The sequence below is a fragment of the Pseudomonas agronomica genome (genome assembly GCF_025917275.1).
GTDB lineage: Bacteria > Pseudomonadota > Gammaproteobacteria > Pseudomonadales > Pseudomonadaceae > Aquipseudomonas > Aquipseudomonas agronomica.
Genome location: NZ_JAOSHO010000076.1, coordinates 1 through 16,238 on the forward strand (window position 1 = coordinate 1; position 16,238 = coordinate 16,238).

The 16,238-nt window shown below is 61.9% G+C and carries 11 protein-coding genes; 6 read left to right on the forward strand and 5 right to left on the reverse strand.

Annotation, left to right across the window (positions count from 1 at the left end; all coding sequences use genetic code 11):
* Nucleotides 1–29: 29 nt before the first annotated feature.
* Nucleotides 30–932 (reverse strand): LysR family transcriptional regulator, encoded by a 903-nt coding sequence (locus OC610_RS08685; protein ID WP_264427443.1) that lies wholly within the window; start codon nucleotides 930–932, stop codon nucleotides 30–32.
* Between the two features lie 249 nt (nucleotides 933–1,181).
* Here OC610_RS08685 and OC610_RS08690 point away from each other — a divergent pair, with 249 nt between their 5' ends.
* The 3 genes from OC610_RS08690 to OC610_RS08700 are packed head-to-tail and all read left to right on the forward strand — an operon-like array spanning nucleotide 1,182 to nucleotide 3,774.
* Nucleotides 1,182–1,880, forward strand: coding sequence for a CoA transferase subunit A (locus tag OC610_RS08690; RefSeq protein ID WP_264427444.1), 699 nt, complete (start codon nucleotides 1,182–1,184; stop codon nucleotides 1,878–1,880).
* A 35-nt stretch (nucleotides 1,881–1,915) separates the two neighbouring features.
* Nucleotides 1,916–2,581 carry a CoA transferase subunit B gene (locus OC610_RS08695; protein ID WP_003180355.1) on the forward strand — a complete coding sequence of 222 codons (666 nt, stop codon included), beginning with the start codon at nucleotides 1,916–1,918 and terminating at the stop codon, nucleotides 2,579–2,581.
* Between the two features lie 11 nt (nucleotides 2,582–2,592).
* Nucleotides 2,593–3,774 carry an acetyl-CoA C-acetyltransferase gene (locus OC610_RS08700; RefSeq protein WP_181290636.1) on the forward strand — a complete coding sequence of 394 codons (1,182 nt, stop codon included), beginning with the start codon at nucleotides 2,593–2,595 and terminating at the stop codon, nucleotides 3,772–3,774.
* A 262-nt stretch (nucleotides 3,775–4,036) separates the two neighbouring features.
* Here OC610_RS08700 and OC610_RS08705 read toward each other — a convergent pair whose 3' ends face one another.
* Nucleotides 4,037–4,750, reverse strand: a complete 714-nt coding sequence (locus OC610_RS08705) for a FadR/GntR family transcriptional regulator (RefSeq protein ID WP_264427445.1) — start codon at nucleotides 4,748–4,750, stop codon at nucleotides 4,037–4,039.
* Between the two features lie 338 nt (nucleotides 4,751–5,088).
* Between OC610_RS08705 and OC610_RS08710 the strand changes: the two genes are divergently transcribed.
* A complete protein-coding gene (locus OC610_RS08710; protein WP_332880468.1) occupies nucleotides 5,089–6,435 on the forward strand; it encodes an MFS transporter in 1,347 nt (448 codons plus the stop codon).
* A 30-nt stretch (nucleotides 6,436–6,465) separates the two neighbouring features.
* The gene (gene gudD, locus OC610_RS08715; protein WP_264427446.1) at nucleotides 6,466–7,809 is read left to right on the forward strand and encodes a glucarate dehydratase; all 1,344 of its coding nucleotides are present in this window, start codon (nucleotides 6,466–6,468) and stop codon (nucleotides 7,807–7,809) included.
* A 125-nt stretch (nucleotides 7,810–7,934) separates the two neighbouring features.
* Here the strand turns inward: gudD and glgB are convergent, their stop codons facing one another.
* The 3 genes from glgB to OC610_RS08730 all read right to left on the reverse strand — a co-directional run bounded on the left by glgB (nucleotide 7,935) and on the right by OC610_RS08730 (nucleotide 15,818).
* The gene (gene glgB / locus OC610_RS08720; RefSeq protein ID WP_264427447.1) at nucleotides 7,935–10,169 is read right to left on the reverse strand and encodes a 1,4-alpha-glucan branching protein GlgB; all 2,235 of its coding nucleotides are present in this window, start codon (nucleotides 10,167–10,169) and stop codon (nucleotides 7,935–7,937) included.
* A gap of 11 nt (nucleotides 10,170–10,180) precedes the next feature.
* The gene (gene treS / locus OC610_RS08725) at nucleotides 10,181–13,525 is read right to left on the reverse strand and encodes a maltose alpha-D-glucosyltransferase (protein ID WP_264427448.1); all 3,345 of its coding nucleotides are present in this window, start codon (nucleotides 13,523–13,525) and stop codon (nucleotides 10,181–10,183) included.
* A gap of 295 nt (nucleotides 13,526–13,820) precedes the next feature.
* Nucleotides 13,821–15,818 carry an alpha-1,4-glucan--maltose-1-phosphate maltosyltransferase gene (locus OC610_RS08730; RefSeq protein WP_264427449.1) on the reverse strand — a complete coding sequence of 666 codons (1,998 nt, stop codon included), beginning with the start codon at nucleotides 15,816–15,818 and terminating at the stop codon, nucleotides 13,821–13,823.
* 209 nt (nucleotides 15,819–16,027) lie between these two features.
* Between OC610_RS08730 and OC610_RS08735 the strand changes: the two genes are divergently transcribed.
* Nucleotides 16,028–16,192: a hypothetical protein gene (locus OC610_RS08735; RefSeq protein ID WP_181286771.1), complete on the forward strand. Its 165-nt coding sequence runs from the start codon at nucleotides 16,028–16,030 to the stop codon at nucleotides 16,190–16,192.
* The last annotated feature ends 46 nt before the right edge of the window (nucleotides 16,193–16,238 follow it).

A 16,238-nucleotide genomic window follows, 5' to 3' on the forward strand; every position in this document is an offset into this window, starting at 1 on the left:
CGAGCAGGCTCGCTCCCACAGGGTGATGGTTACTTCAGTGACATCTGAGCACTCAGGTCCTGATCCTTCAACGTATCGAACAACGCCTGTGCCGCCGCCGACAGTTCGTAACCCGGCTTGGTCAGCACGCCGATGGCCCGTTCTATTACCGGATCGCTGAGGGTGATGCAGCGGGCGCCCAGCTCATGCATCTGGCCAACGCACAGGGCCGGCACCGCGCTCACGCCGAGGCCGCTGGCAACCATCCGCCCGACCGTCGCCAATTGGTGGCTCTCGAACTCCACCGGCAGCTTCCTGCCCCGGGCCTGCAGGTGTTCTTCGAGCATGACGCGCACGGTAGAGGGCCGCTGCAACGTGATGAACGGTTGCTCCAGCAAGATCTCCCACTGGATTTCGTCGCGCCGGGCCAGCGGTGAATCCAAGGGCACCACCGCGACGAAACGATCGAGGTACAACGGCGTGAATGCCAGGGACGAACCCTGCATCGGCTCGAACGCCACGCCCAGTTCCACGTGACGATCGCGGACCATTTCCAGCACCTGTTCGTTGATCACGTCATTGACCGTGACATTGACATTCGGGAACCGTGCGCGGAAGGTCTTGAGGATCGGTGGCAACAGGTTGCCGGCGAACGATGGCATCGCCGCCAACGTCACGCGACCGCGCTGCAAGGTGAAGCGCTGGCGCATTTCGTCTTCGGCGTTTTCCCAATCGGCGACCAGTCGACGGGCCAGCGGCAGCAGGGACTCGCCTTCCGGTGTCAGTGCCACGTTACGTGTGTTGCGACTGAACAGGCGGCCACCCAGCCCCTCCTCCAGCGCCTTGATCGTCAAGCTCAGGGCCGACTGGGACAGGTGCAGCCGCTCGCACGCCACGGCGAAGCTCAGGCTCTGGGCCACGGCCAGAAACGCGCGGATTTGCTTTAGGGTCATGGGTGTCGAGGGTCCGGTTGCGTAGGAGCTGCCGAGTGCAACGAGGCTGCGATCTTCCATTTGCAGGCTAAAAGCCTAGGAAAGATCAGGATCAAAAGATCGCAGCCTCGTTGCACTCGGCAGCTCCTACAGGTAATACATTATTGAGTTTTATCAATCAATCAAACGTAAAAATCAACTTAACAAATATATGACTTGGCGCAACACTGCATCTCATTGCGACCCCACTCAAGAATAAAAGAGGTGTCTATGGCAGGTTTCGACAAACGCGTGAGTTCCTACGAAGAAGCGCTGGAAGGCTTGAAGGACGGCATGACCGTCATCGCCGGCGGCTTCGGCTTGTGCGGTATTCCGGAAAACCTGATCGCCGAGATCAAGCGCAAGGGCATCCGCGACCTCACCGTGGTCTCCAACAACTGTGGCGTTGACGGTTTCGGTCTCGGCGTACTGCTGGAGGATCGGCAGATCAGCAAGGTGATCGCCTCGTACGTGGGCGAAAACGCCCTCTTCGAGAAGCAATTGCTGAGCGGCGAAATCGAAGTCGTGCTCACCCCCCAAGGCACCCTCGCGGAAAAAATGCGTGCAGGCGGCGCGGGCATTCCGGCGTTCTTCACTGCCACCGGCGTCGGCACGCCCGTGGCCGAAGGCAAGGAAGTGCGCGAGTTCCATGGCCGCCAGTACCTGATGGAAGAATCCATCACCGGTGACTTCGCCATCGTCAAGGGCTGGAAAGCCGACCATTTCGGCAACGTCGTCTATCGTCACACCGCGCAGAACTTCAATCCCCTGGCTGCCACGGCGGGCAAGATCACCGTGGTGGAAGTCGAAGAAATCGTCGAGCCCGGCGAGTTGGACCCGACGCAGATCCACACCCCCGGCATCTACGTCGACCGGATCATTTGCGGCACGTTCGAAAAGCGCATCGAACAGCGCACCGTCCGTAAGTGATCCCCTGCCCCCGGCCCGAATGAAGGAATGACACCATGGCACTTTCCCGCGAACAAATGGCTCAGCGCGTCGCCCGCGAAATGCAAGACGGCTACTACGTGAACCTCGGCATCGGCATCCCGACCCTGGTCGCCAATTACATCCCCGAAGGCATGGAAGTCATGCTGCAATCGGAAAACGGCCTGCTCGGCATGGGCGCGTTTCCCACCGAAGCCGAAGTCGACGCCGACATGATCAACGCCGGCAAGCAGACCGTCACCGCGCGCATCGGCGCGTCGATCTTCTCTTCGGCCGAATCGTTCGCGATGATCCGTGGCGGCCACATCGACCTGACCGTGCTCGGCGCGTTCGAGGTGGACGTCGAAGGCAATATTGCCTCGTGGATGATCCCCGGCAAGCTCGTCAAGGGCATGGGCGGCGCGATGGACCTGGTGGCCGGTGCCGAGAACATCATCGTCACCATGACCCACGCGTCCAAGGACGGCGAATCGAAACTGCTGCCCCGTTGCAGCCTGCCGCTGACCGGCGCCGGTTGCATCAAGCGCGTGCTGACCGACCTGGCCTACCTGGAAATCCAGGACGGCGCCTTTATTCTCAAGGAACGCGCCCCGGGCGTCAGCGTCGAGGAAATCGTCGCCAAGACCGCCGGCAAGCTGATCGTGCCAGACCACGTTCCTGAAATGCAGTTCGCTGCCCAGTGAGGAGAGATTCGATGCAAGAAGTCGTGATTGTCGCCGCCACCCGCACCGCCATCGGCAGTTTCCAGGGTTCGCTGGCGTCCATTCCCGCGCCGGAACTCGGTGCCGCAGTGATTCGTCGCCTGCTGGAACAGACCGGCCTGGCCGGCGAGCAAGTCGATGAAGTGATCCTTGGCCAAGTGCTGACCGCAGGCTCCGGGCAGAACCCGGCGCGCCAGGCGTCGATCCTCGCCGGCCTGCCCCACGCCGTGCCGGCGCTGACCTTGAACAAGGTCTGCGGTTCGGGCCTCAAGGCGCTACACCTGGGCGCCCAGGCGATTCGCTGTGGCGACGCCGACGTGATCATCGCCGGCGGCATGGAAAACATGAGCCTCGCCCCCTACGTATTGCCAGCCGCCCGCACCGGCCTGCGCATGGGCCACGCGAAGATGATCGACAGCATGATCACCGACGGCTTGTGGGATGCGTTCAACGATTACCACATGGGCATCACTGCCGAGAACCTGGTGGACAAGTACGGCATCAGCCGCGAGGCGCAGGACGCCTTCGCCGCCGCGTCCCAGCAGAAAGCCGTTGCCGCCATCGAAGGCGGCCGCTTCGCCGATGAGATCACGCCGATCCTGATTCCCCAGCGCAAGGGCGACCCCGTGGCCTTCGCCACCGACGAACAACCGCGCGCCGGCACCACCGCCGAATCCCTGGGCAAGCTCAAGCCGGCGTTCAAGAAAGACGGCAGCGTCACGGCGGGCAATGCGTCCTCGCTGAACGATGGCGCTGCCGCGGTGATCCTGATGAGTGCGGAAAAAGCCAAGGCATTGGGTTTGCCAGTGCTGGCAAAAATCAGCGCCTACGCCAACGCGGGTGTCGACCCGGCGATCATGGGCATTGGCCCGGTCTCGGCCACCCGCCGCTGCCTGGACAAGGCTGGCTGGTCGCTGGACCAACTGGACCTGATCGAAGCCAACGAAGCCTTCGCCGCGCAATCCCTGGCCGTCGCCAAGGAACTGGAATGGGACATGGACAAGGTCAACGTCAACGGCGGCGCCATCGCCTTGGGCCACCCGATCGGGGCTTCGGGCTGCCGGGTGCTGGTGACGCTGCTGCATGAAATGATCAAGCGCGACGCCAAGAAAGGCCTCGCGACACTCTGCATCGGTGGCGGCCAGGGCGTGGCCCTCGCGCTGGAACGCGCGTAACCGACAACAGGCACAACGGTGGTCGCGTGGACCCACGACATCCGCGCGACCACTGGCACCACCACCGGCGCAACCTTGGTTGCGCCGGTTTTTTAATGCCTACTGATTTTCTTTAAATCTTGCTGGCCCCTTCGCGAGCAGGCTCGCTCCCACAATGGATCTGACTTTTTCTTGAGTTCTGCAACCACCACAGAACCCTGTGGGAGCGAGCCTGCTCCGGGCGGCGATCCGACGAAGACGGTGGCTCAGACAAAGAGACTGGTCAGCTCCCCGCGCCAAACCGATCGCGGCTGTTGGTCAGGTGCAGCCACATGGCCGCGCGGGCGGCGTCGGGGTCCTGGCGCTTGATGGCGTTGAAGATCGCTTCGTGTTCCAGGTTGGCAAACTGCGCGAGCCTGCCCAGGTCCGCCTGGCCGCGCTCGGCCATGTTCACCCTGGTGCGGGGAATCATTGCGCTGCCCAGGTGCTGCATGATCTCGACAAAACAGCTGTTGGCCGTGGCTTCGGCAATCAGCAGATGAAAACGCCGGTCAGCCTCGACGCAGCTGTCGTTGTTGCTGAGCAAGCGCTGGTAATCATCCAACGCCTGACGCATCTGCTGCAATTGCTCTTCGCTGCGGCGCTGGGCCGCCAATGCGGCCGCCTGGGTCTCCAGGCCCAGGCGCAGTTCCAGAATGCCCCGGACGCCCGCCGCGGTATCGACGTTGAGCCGCAACCCTTGCTCGCCATTCGGCTCCAGCACAAAGGTGCCGATGCCGTGGCGAGTCTCCACCAGCCCCGACGCCTGCAACTTGGAAATCGCCTCGCGCACTACCGTGCGGCTGACCCCATGCTCGCGCACGATGGCACCTTCGGATGGCAGCTTTTCCCCCGGCTTCAACTGCCCGAGCAGAATGCTCTGGCTCAACTTCGCCACCAGGTCATGGGCCAGGTTGTGGGTGCGCTTGCGCAGGGGCGATTCAATGTCTTGCTGCATGTGCCGGGGTTCCTTGAAAACAGGCTCGTCGATCCTATCACTGGCCGCGTCGGAAATGCTCATCCACAGACGCACAAACTTGTATGACAACACTCAATTAAAGACTACTTCCCTCACACATTTCAGGCCGAGAACGACATTACAACACCTGCAAATGGATTCTCGCGACAGCCAAAAAACCGTTACGAACCAATGGATACGGCATAAAAACACCTCTCCCCCAATCCAATCGTGCTCAGAAACTGCTTGTCATACAAAAAAACCAACTTGTATGATGTCTATCAACATCGGCACCTGCACGATGCCCGCATAAAAATAACGAGTGGGAGAAAAAACCAGTGAACACCTCCAGCCTCAAGGCCAATGCCGGCAGGGACCCGGTGCTGCAATCGGCCATTTCCAAGGTCAAGCGCCACATCCTGCCGCTGTTCGTCATCATGTTCATCGTCAACTACATCGACCGGGTGAACATCGGTTTCGTCCGCGCCCACATGGAGCATGACCTGGGCATCGGCGCTGCCGCGTACGGCTTCGGCGCCGGCCTGTTCTTCATCGGCTACGCGCTGTTCGAAGTCCCTTCCAACATCCTCTTGCAACGCATCGGCGCCCGTATCTGGCTGACGCGCATCATGCTCACCTGGGGCCTGGTGGCGGCAGGCATGGCCTTCATCCAGAACGAGACCCACTTCTACATCCTGCGCTTCCTGCTGGGTGTGGCCGAGGCCGGTTTCTTCCCTGGCGTGATCTATTACTTCACCCGCTGGTTGCCCGGAGTCGAGCGCGGCAAGGCCATTGCCATCTTCCTCAGCGGCTCGGCGATCGCTTCGCTGATTTCCGGCCCGTTGTCGGGGTTGCTCCTGCAGATCAACGGCCTGGGCCTGCACGGTTGGCAGTGGATGTACTTCATCGAAGGGATGTTCTCCGTCGGCCTGTGCTTCTTCGTCTGGTTCTGGCTGGACTCCAAGCCCCACGACGCCAAGTGGCTGGACGGTGAGGAGCAGGACGCGCTGGTCAAGGCCATCGATGACGAACAGGCCGCCCGTGAAGCCGCGACGCCGATCAAGTTGTCGATCGGCCAACTGCTCAAGGACCGCCAGATCATTCTGTTCTGCCTGATCTACTTCTTCATTCAGTTGACGATCTACGCCGCCACTTTCTGGCTGCCGAGCATCATCAAGAAAATGGGCGAACTGAGCGATCTCCAAGTGGGGCTGTTCAACTCGATTCCCTGGTTGCTGTCGATCGTCGGCATGTACGCCTTCGCCTCCCTGTCGGCCAAGTGGAAGTTCCAGCAGGCCTGGGTCGCCGCGGCCCTGCTGATCGCCGCGGCGGGCATGTTCATTTCCACCACCGGCGGGCCGATCTTCGCCTTCGTCGCCATCTGCTTCGCAGCCCTGGGTTTCAAATCGGCGTCTTCGCTGTTCTGGCCAATTCCCCAGGCTTATCTGGACGCGCGCATTGCCGCCGGTGTGATCGCGCTGATCAACTCGGTGGGCAACCTCGGCGGCTTCGTCGCCCCGACCACCTTCGGCCTTCTGGAGCAGCACACCGGCTCGATCCAGGGTGGTCTCTATGGCCTCGCAGCCACGTCGATCATTGCCGCGATCATTGTGTTCGCCGCGCGCAACACACCCAAGCCGAAAACCGTCACGAGCTCCACCGACCCAGTGACCAGCCACGCCTGACCACAACAATAAATCAAGGATCTGTACACGATGACTACGCCAGACACCCACAAAGCCCCGATCATCACCAGCATGCAGATCGTGCCCGTGGCCGGCCACGATGGCATGCTGCTGAACCTCAGCGGCGCCCATGGCCCGTTCTTCACCCGCAACATCGTCATTCTCAAGGACAACGCCGGGCACACCGGCGTGGGCGAAGTACCCGGCGGCGAGCGCATTCGCCAGACGCTGGAAGACGCCCGTTCGCTGGTGGTCGGCAGCCCCATTGGCACCTACCAGAAGATTCTCAACAGCGTGCGCCAGGCCTTCGCCGACCGCGATGCCGGTGGCCGTGGATTGCAGACCTTCGATCTGCGCATCACTATTCACGCTGTCACCGGCCTGGAAGCGGCGTTGCTGGACCTGCTCGGCCAGCACCTGGATGTCCCGGTCGCGGCCCTGCTCGGCGAAGGCCAGCAACGCGACGAAGTGAAGATGCTCGGCTATCTGTTTTATGTCGGTGATCGCCAGCAGACCGACCTGCCCTACCGCAGCGAACCGGACGCCGATAACGACTGGTTCCGTGTGCGCCACGAAAAAGCACTGAATGCCGACGCAGTGGTGCGCCTGGCCGAAGCGGCCCACGCGCACTATGGTTTTCAGGATTTCAAGCTCAAGGGCGGCGTGCTCAAGGGCGACGAGGAAATCGAAGCCGTGACGGCATTGGCCGAACGCTTTCCCCAGGCGCGTATCACCCTGGATCCGAACGGGGCCTGGTCACTCAAGGAAGCGATCCGCTTGTGCCGCGACCAACACAAGGTGCTGGCGTATGCCGAGGACCCTTGCGGGGCGGAGAATGGTTATTCGGGCCGCGAGGTCATGGCCGAGTTCCGGCGCGCCACCGGCCTCAAGACCGCTACCAACATGATTGCCACCGATTGGCGCGAGATGGGCCATGCGATCACGCTGCAATCCGTGGACATTCCCCTGGCCGACCCGCACTTCTGGACGATGCAGGGTTCGGTTCGCGTGGCACAGATGTGCAACGAATGGGGCCTGACCTGGGGCTCGCACTCCAACAACCACTTCGACATTTCCCTGGCGATGTTCACCCATGTCGCGGCCGCCGCACCGGGCGACATCACCGCCATCGACACCCACTGGATCTGGCAGGACGGCCAACGGTTGACCAAGGCGCCATTGCAGATCAAGGGCGGTTGCGTGCAAGTGCCGAAGAAACCTGGGCTGGGGATCGAGTTGGACATGGACCAGTTGGCCAAGGCTCATGAGTTGTACAAAGGCATGGGGCTCGGGGCGCGGGACGACTCGGTGGCGATGCAGTACCTGATCCCGGGCTGGACGTTCAACAACAAGCAGCCGTGCCTGGTTCGCTGACCACCAAAACTTTGACCCTGTGGGAGCGAGCTTGCTCGCGATGGCGGTCAGTTGGTCACAAAAGTGCTGACAGACACTCCGCTATCGCGAGCAAGCTCGCTCCCACATTGGATCTGAGTCTGGGCCTACCCTTCCGGCCGCAGAATCAACACCGCCAGCGGCGGCAGGTTCAGTTCCAGCGAGAGCGCCTGGCCATGGCTGGGGATCGCCTCGGTGGAGGCGCCGCCGCCGTTGCCATAGTTCGAGCCGGCGTAAGTGTCGGCATCGCTGTTGAGCAATTCCACCCAGCGCCCGCCAAACGGCACGCCGACCCGATACGCCTCGCGCGGCACCGGCGTGAAGTTGGCGACCACCAGCACCGGCCGACCGTCCTTGCTCCAACGCAACCACGCATAGACGCTGTTGAGCGCATCGTCGCCAATCAACCATTGGAAGCCCTGGGGCGCGTCGTCCTGATCGTGCAGCGCCGGCTCTTCGCGATACAAACGATTGAGATCGCTCACCAGTTTCTGCACACCCCGGTGCTCGGGATATTGCAGCAGATACCAGTCCAGTTGCTGGTCATGGTTCCACTCGCGCCATTGGCCGAACTCACAGCCCATGAACAGCAGTTTCTTGCCTGGGTGGCCCCACATGAAACTCAGATAGGCCCGCAGGTTGGCAAATTTCTGCCAGCGGTCACCGGGCATCTTGTCGATCAGCGAGCGTTTGCCGTGGACCACCTCGTCGTGGGAAATCGGCAGGACAAACCGCTCGGACCAGGCGTACACCAGGCCAAAGCTCAACTCGTTATGGTGATGGGCGCGGTACACCGGATCCTGCTGGATGTAATGCAGCGAATCGTGCATCCAGCCCATGTTCCATTTGTAGGCGAAACCCAGACCGCCCTGCTGCGTGCTCTGGCTGACGCCGGGCCAGGCGGTGGATTCCTCGGCGATGACCAGCGCGCCCGGGGTTTCCAGCGCAACCACGTCGTTGAGGTGGCGCAGGAAATCGATCGCTTCGAGGTTCTCCCGTCCGCCGTGGCGGTTAGGCACCCATTCGCCGGCCTTGCGCGAATAGTCGCGATACAGCATCGAGGCCACGGCATCCACCCGCAGGCCGTCGACGTGGAAATGCTTGAGCCAGTGCAACGCCGACGCCAGCATGAAACCGTGGACTTCGGTGCGCCCCAGGTTGTAGATCAGCGTGTCCCAATCCTGGTGGAAACCTTCCAGCGGGTTACCGTATTCGTACAACGCGGTGCCGTCGAACTGGGCCAGGCCATGGGTATCGGTCGGAAAGTGCGCGGGCACCCAGTCCAGGATCACGCCAATGTCAGCCTTATGACAGGCGTTGACGAACGCGGCGAAATCATCGGGCGAACCGAAACGCGCAGTCGGAGCGAATTGCGACAGCGGTTGATAGCCCCATGAGCCACCGAACGGGTGCTCCATGATGGGCATCAGCTCGATGTGAGTGAACCCCAGGTCCTTGACGTAGGGGATCAGCCGTTCGGCCATTTCATGCCAGTTGTATTGCCGGGAGACCTCGCCCGCCTCGTCGATCTCGCATTGCCAGGAACCGGCGTGCAGTTCATAGATCGACAGCGGCGCGCCCGGTAGTTGGCGTTCACGACGGCTTTGCATCCATTCGTCATCGTGCCATTCGATGTTCAGTGGCGAGGCGACCTTGGACGCCGTATCAGGCGGCATCTGCGTGGCCAGGGCCACCGGGTCGGCCTTGAGCGGCAGGATGCCGTGGGCGCCGAGGATTTCATATTTGTAGCCTTCGCCGGGCCCGAGCCTCGGAATGAATATTTCCCACACGCCGGACGGATAACGGATGCGCATCGGATGCCGGCGCCCGTCCCAGACGTTGAAATCCCCGACCACCGAAACCCGGCGCGCATTCGGCGCCCAGACGGCGAAGCGCACGCCATCGACGCCATCCACCGTTTTCAGTTGCGCACCGAGGCAGGCGCTGAGGTCGCGATGGTTACCTTCGGCAAACAGGTAGAGATCCATTTCCCCGAGCAGCGGACCGAAGCTGTAGGGATCTTCGGCGACTTGTTCGCCGCCGGCCCAACGGGTGCGCAGCAGGTAGGGCTGGGCACGGTCGAAATGGCCGACAAACAGTCCCGGAGTTTCGGTGATCTGCAACTCGCCAAGTTCTTCGCCGCTGTCACGGGCGAGCACATGCACGCTCAACGCGCCGGGCAGGTAGGCCCGGATGAATTGTCCGCCCGCCCCGTCTCCATGGGGGCCGAGGATCGAAAACGGGTCGTGGTGTTCGGCGCGCACCAACGCGTCGATGTCGTGGGGGGCTGGCAGCAGTGACTCTTTGGCCTGCCCCTGTGATTCCTTGTTCGAGACGCTCATGATTCTCTCCACTAAATCGGTCCGGCTAAATTGGAAAAGGGTTGCAGCCCACTCAATAGCCCGTACAGGCCGTGCAACGGCACGGGCAGCCAGGCAGGGCGATTCTCGGCTTCATAAGCCACTTCATAGGCCGCCTTCTCCAGGCCGAACAACGCCAGCGCGGCGTCTTCGCCTTCAGCATCCTTCCACTCATGGGCAAGACTAGCTGCCGCCAGCCGATACGCCTGGACAAATGCCTGGCGCGCCTCGATCAGATAGCGGTCGGCGACCCGTTTGCGCGCCGCATCGGCATCCGCCGTGCTGTCGACAGTGTGCAGCTGGGCGGCCATCGCTGCCGCGTAATCGAAGGAGCGCAGCACGCCGCTGACGTCCTTGTACGGGCTGTGCTTGCCACGTCGCTCATGCAGCGGCCGCGCCGGCTCGCCTTCAAAATCGATCAGGTAGGCGTCGCCCTTGATCACCAACACCTGCCCCAAGTGCAAGTCGCCATGAACCCGGATACGCAAGCCACCCACTGCCTTGCCGGCCAGTTCCTGGACGTGGGCCAGCACGGTTTTCCTGTGTTCCAACAAGCGTGCGACCATCGCCTGGTCCGCAGGGTTCAATTGGTCCTGGTTCTGCTTGAGCAGGCGCAAGGCGTTTTCGACCTGAGCGGCGACATCCTTGCCGATGGCCTGGGCTTCCTTGGCACTGGTAGGCTGCGGCGCGAAGTCCGGGTTGTCGGTGGGCTGGGCAAGCACTTGGTGCATTTCCCCGAGGCGCTGGCCGAGCATGCCGGCAAAATCCTTCAGTTCGCCCAGGGCGTTGTAGTGCTGCTCTTGCTCGGACACGGCGTCCGCCAGCTCGTCGCGCAAGGCCCGTTCGAGGTTGTTCCGGGTCCATTCCCATGCGTCGCCCTGATTGCTCAGGTAGCCTTGGGCGATCATCAGCAGGGCATCTTCGCCCTGGGCGTCACGGCGAATCACCGAACCCAGCAGCGGCGAGATATTGCTGAAGCCTGCCGCGGTCAGGTAAGCGCTCATCTCCAGTTCCGGGTGCACGCCGGACGCGACCTTGCGGATCAACTTGAGCACCAGGCTGCCGCCCACCACCACCGAACTGTTGGACTGCTCGGCAGACAGGTAGCGCACCTCGGGCTCGACTCCCAGGTTCAGCGCCGCCAGGCCCTCGGTGGGCTCGAAGCGCAACTCGCCATCGGCGCACGGCAGCACCGTATTGGCCTGGATGCCCTGGAGCACGGCCCGAATGAAGTTTTCCAGGGTGAACGCATCGGTGATCAAACCGACCTGGCGACCCCGACGGACCCGCGACAAGGCCAATTGCTGGGGCAGCGCGGCGCCGACCTGATCCTCGGCGAGCAGACCGAACGGCAGTTGATAACGCAGGGTCTGGCCAGCGCTGGTGACGTCGATCTCGCTCAGCAACACGGGGTGTTGCGGATCGCCGAAGCGCACGCCATAGACGATGTCGACTTTCTCGATCGCGCTGTCCTTGCCGGCGAACCAGCGGCGGTTCTGCAGCCAGTTCGGCAGGATGCCCTGCTCCAACGTGGTACGCGACGGCGCCTCGAGCAGTTCTTCCAAGCGTTTTTTCAACACCAGCGTGGTGAAATCCGGCAGGCTCTGCGCCGGCTCCACATGCCAGCTCGGCATCTGGTTTTCCGCCGCCAGGGCGAACCAGTAGAAACCGTACGGCGCCAGGGTCAGCAGGAAATTCAACTGGCCGATGGGCGGGAACGCATTGCCGCCGAGCATCTCCACCGGAACCATGCCGGCGTAGGCCGACAAGTCCAGCTCGGCAGCCTGGGCACTGCGCGACACGTTGGCCACGCACAGGATGATTTCATGCTTGCCGTCCGGGCCGGTGTATTCGCGGGTATACGCCAGGATCCGCCGGTTGCTTGGCGACAGCATCTTCAATGTGCCCCGACCGAAAGCCTTGGACTGCTTGCGCACGGCGAGCATGCGGCGGGTCCAGTTGAGCAGCGAATGAGGGTCGCCGGACTGGGTCTCGACGTTCACCGACAGATAGCCGTACAGCGGGTCCATGATTGGTGGGAGCACCAGGCTGGCCGGGTCGGCGCGGGAAAAACCGCCGTTGCGGTCGATGGACCACTGCATCGGCGTGCGCACGCCATCGCGGTCGCCCAGGTAGATGTTGTCGCCCATGCCGATCTCATCGCCGTAATACAAGGTCGGCGTGCCGGGCATCGACAGCAACAGGCTGTTGAGCAACTCCACACGGCGGCGGTCGCGCTCCATCAGCGGCGCCAGGCGTCGACGAATCCCGAGGTTGATCCGCGCGCGACGGTCGGCGGCGTAGTAGTTCCACAGGTAGTCGCGCTCCTTGTCGGTGACCATTTCCAGGGTCAACTCATCGTGGTTGCGCAGGAAAATCGCCCATTGGCAGTTCGCCGGAATCTCCGGGGTCTGGCGCAAAATGTCGGTGATGGGAAAACGGTCTTCCTGGGCCAGCGCCATGTACATGCGCGGCATCAACGGGAAGTGGAACGCCATGTGGCACTCGTCGCCATTGAGGCCCTGGGCATCGACGTCGCCAAAATAGAGCTGGGTATCCTCCGGCCACTGGTTGGCCTCGGCCAGTAACATGCGGTCGGGGTAATTGGCGTCGATCTCGGCGCGGATCAGCTTGAGGACGTCGTGGGTCTCGGGCAGGTTCTCGTTGTTGGTGCCGTCGCGCTCGATCAGGTATGGGATCGCGTCCAGGCGCAGACCGTCGATGCCCATGTCGAGCCAGTAGCGCATCACCGACAGCACGGCCTTGATCACCTGCGGATTGTCGAAATTGAGGTCCGGCTGGTGGGAATAGAAACGGTGCCAGAAGTACTGGCCGGCCACTGGGTCCCAGGTCCAGTTGGACTTCTCGGTGTCGAGGAAGATGATTCGCGTGCCGTCGTATTTGTGGTCGTCATCGGACCAGACGTAGAAATCCCGCGCACTGGAGCCTTTCTTGGCCTTGCGCGCCCGCTGGAACCAGGGGTGCTGGTCGGAGGTGTGGTTGATGACCAGCTCAGTGATCACCCGCAGGTTGCGCTTGTGGGCTTCGGCGATGAAACGCCGCGCGTCGGCCATGGTGCCGTAGTCAGGGCTGACACCTCGGTATTCGGCGATGTCGTAGCCGTCATCGCGCCGGGGCGAGGGATAGAACGGCAGCAGCCAGATGGTGTTGACGCCCAGGTCGGCGATGTAGTCGAGCTTTTCGATCAGGCCTGGAAAATCGCCGATTCCGTCGTTGTTGGAGTCGAAATAGGATTTTACGTGGACTTGATAGATCACCGCGTCCTTGTACCAGAGCGGGTCCTTGATGAACGTGGCAGACCGGGGTTTCTTGGCCATTTGCAACTCCTGCTGATTCTATAAAGCCGCGGGTTACAGGCTTGTTTTTCTGTAATGCGAGGTCATTTTTGGTGCCGTGTAGGAGCTGGCGAAGCCTGCGATCTTTTAATCGTTCACTTGAGATTCAAGTGTCTGGGGAAAGATCGCAGCCTGTGACGCCCTGTAGGAGCTGGCGGAGCCTGCGATCTTTTAATCGTTCACTTGAGATTCAAATGTCTGGGGAAAGATCGCAGCCTCGTTGCACTCGGCAGCTCCTACATAGCTCCTACATAGCTCCTACATAGCTGAATGCACCTCATGCCACGCTGATCCGCCAGATCCCGAACGGCTGGTACGCCGGGTCGATGCGCATGAACTGGTACTTGCCATACCAGGTCCAGCGATGGCCGTTCATCAAGTCCTCGCCCTGGGTCTGGGCGTCGTCCGGCAGGCCCATCTCCCACAGCGGCAATTCGAAATTGGCTTCCTGGACGTTATGCGGATCGAGGCTCACCGCCACCAGGACGAAGTTGCTGCCGTCCGGCGTGCGCTTGCCGAAATACAGGATGTTGTCGTTCCAGGCGTTATAGATCTTCAGGCCCAAGTGCGTATGCAGCGCCGGGTTCTGCCGGCGGATGCGATTGAGCTGGGCGATCTCGGCGATGATGTTGCCCGGCGCGGTGAAATCCCGGGGGCGGATTTCGTATTTCTCCGAATCGAGGTATTCCTCCTTACCCGGCACTGGCGCCGATTCACACAATTCAAAACCGGAATACATGCCCCACAGCCCCGAGCCCATGGTTGCCAGCGCCGCGCGGATCAGGAAACCCGCGCGCCCCGACGCATGGAGGAACGCCGGGTTGATGTCCGGCGTGTTGACGAAAAAATTCGGCCGATAGCATTCGCGCCAGGGCGATTCGTTGAGTTCGCTGAAATACGTCGCCAGTTCGGCCTTGGTGTTGCGCCAGGTGAAATAGGTGTAGCTCTGGGAGTAACCGACCTTGCCCAGCCGCGCCATCATCGCCGGCGTGGTGAACGCCTCCGCGAGGAAGATGACGTCCGGGTGTTGCGCGCGAACATCGGCGATCAGCCACTGCCAGAAGGGCAACGGCTTGGTATGGGGATTATCGACACGGAATATCTTCACCCCTTCGTTGACCCAACCGACGACGATGTCCCGCAGCTCCATCCACAGACTGGGGATGGCATCGGCGGCGTAGAAATCGACGTTGACGATGTCCTGGTATTTTTTCGGCGGATTCTCCGCGTATTTGATCGTGCCGTCCGGCCGCCAACTGAACCAGCCCGGATGCTGCTTGAGCCAAGGGTGGTCCTGGGAGCACTGGATGGCGAAGTCGAGGGCGATCTCCAGGCCGTGGTCGGCGGCTGCGGCTACCAGGCGACGAAAATCTTCGCGAGTACCCAACTGTGGATGGATCGCCTCGTGGCCGCCCTCCTCGCTGCCGATGGCGTAAGGGCTGCCCGGATCGTCCGGACCGGCGGTCAGGGAATTATTCGGACCTTTGCGGAAACTGCGGCCGATGGGATGGATCGGCGGGAAATACAGCACGTCGAAGCCCATGTCCTGGATCACCGACAAGCGCGAGTGCACGTCGTTGAAGGTGCCGTGGCGCTTGGGATCGTCGGTGATCGAGCGGGGAAACAGCTCGTACCAACTGGCGAACTCGGCCCGTTCGCGCTCCACGTCCAACGGATATTCCGGGCTGATGCTCAGGTAGGGCCGATGATCGGCCAGGGACATCAGGTCGGCGCTGCGCGGCGCGAGGAACAAGGTCACCTGCTCCTGCGGCAGCAGGCTCGAAAGCTCATGGTGCAACGCGGTCAACTGCTCACTCAATTCGCCGTCGCTGCGCTCGGCGGCCTGTTGCACATGATTGCGGCCCTCTTGCAGTTCGAGGCTGATGGGCACGCCGGCGGCGTATTTCTTTTCCAGCTCATAGCGGAAGCTGGCGAACTGGTCGAACCACGCTTCGATACAAAACACGTAGCGGCCCACGTCCGGTACGGTGAATTGACCGCGCCACCCGTTGTTGCCCAGCTCGGTCATGACCTCGCTGTTCCAGATGTCATCTTCCAGCGCACGCCAGCGGATTCGCACGGCCAACTTGTCGTGGCCATCGGCGAACACTTTGCTGGTCACCGTCACGTCCTGCCCGGCCAGGGCCTTGGCGGCGAACTGCCCGCCGTCGATCACCGGCATGGTGTTTTCAATCGCAATACGCGGCAACAACAAGGCCTGGGACAACGGCAAATGCGGGTTGTACACCAGGTCGGTCGGCTGTTCGGCAGTCATCGAGCATCGCTCCTTTTACGCCCCATGGACGCGCTTGTGGCGGTAAAGGCCCAACGGGTCCCTGATTAAACTCACTTAAGCTCCGAACCGGACCGGCGACCAAAAGTTCAGCGCGATTTGCTGGCCGGCATCGGGGAATCAAACCCGTCAAGCGGTGGTCAACCAGACAAGCACGACTCAAGCCACTTGCGTCCCGGAGGCCCGACCCGATGAACATTCCCATCCCGGCCGAAACACCCGATCCGAACATCGACGACCCCAACCTGCCGCCACCCAGCCCCGATCCGGAGCCGATTCCGGAAAAAGACCCGCCACTGGATCCTCAGCCGCCCCATGGCGATCCACCGAGCGAGGCGCCGCCGGAGCGGGTTTGAAAGAGCCTAGCCGCAGTGAAACTGTGGGAGCGAGCTTGCTCGCGAT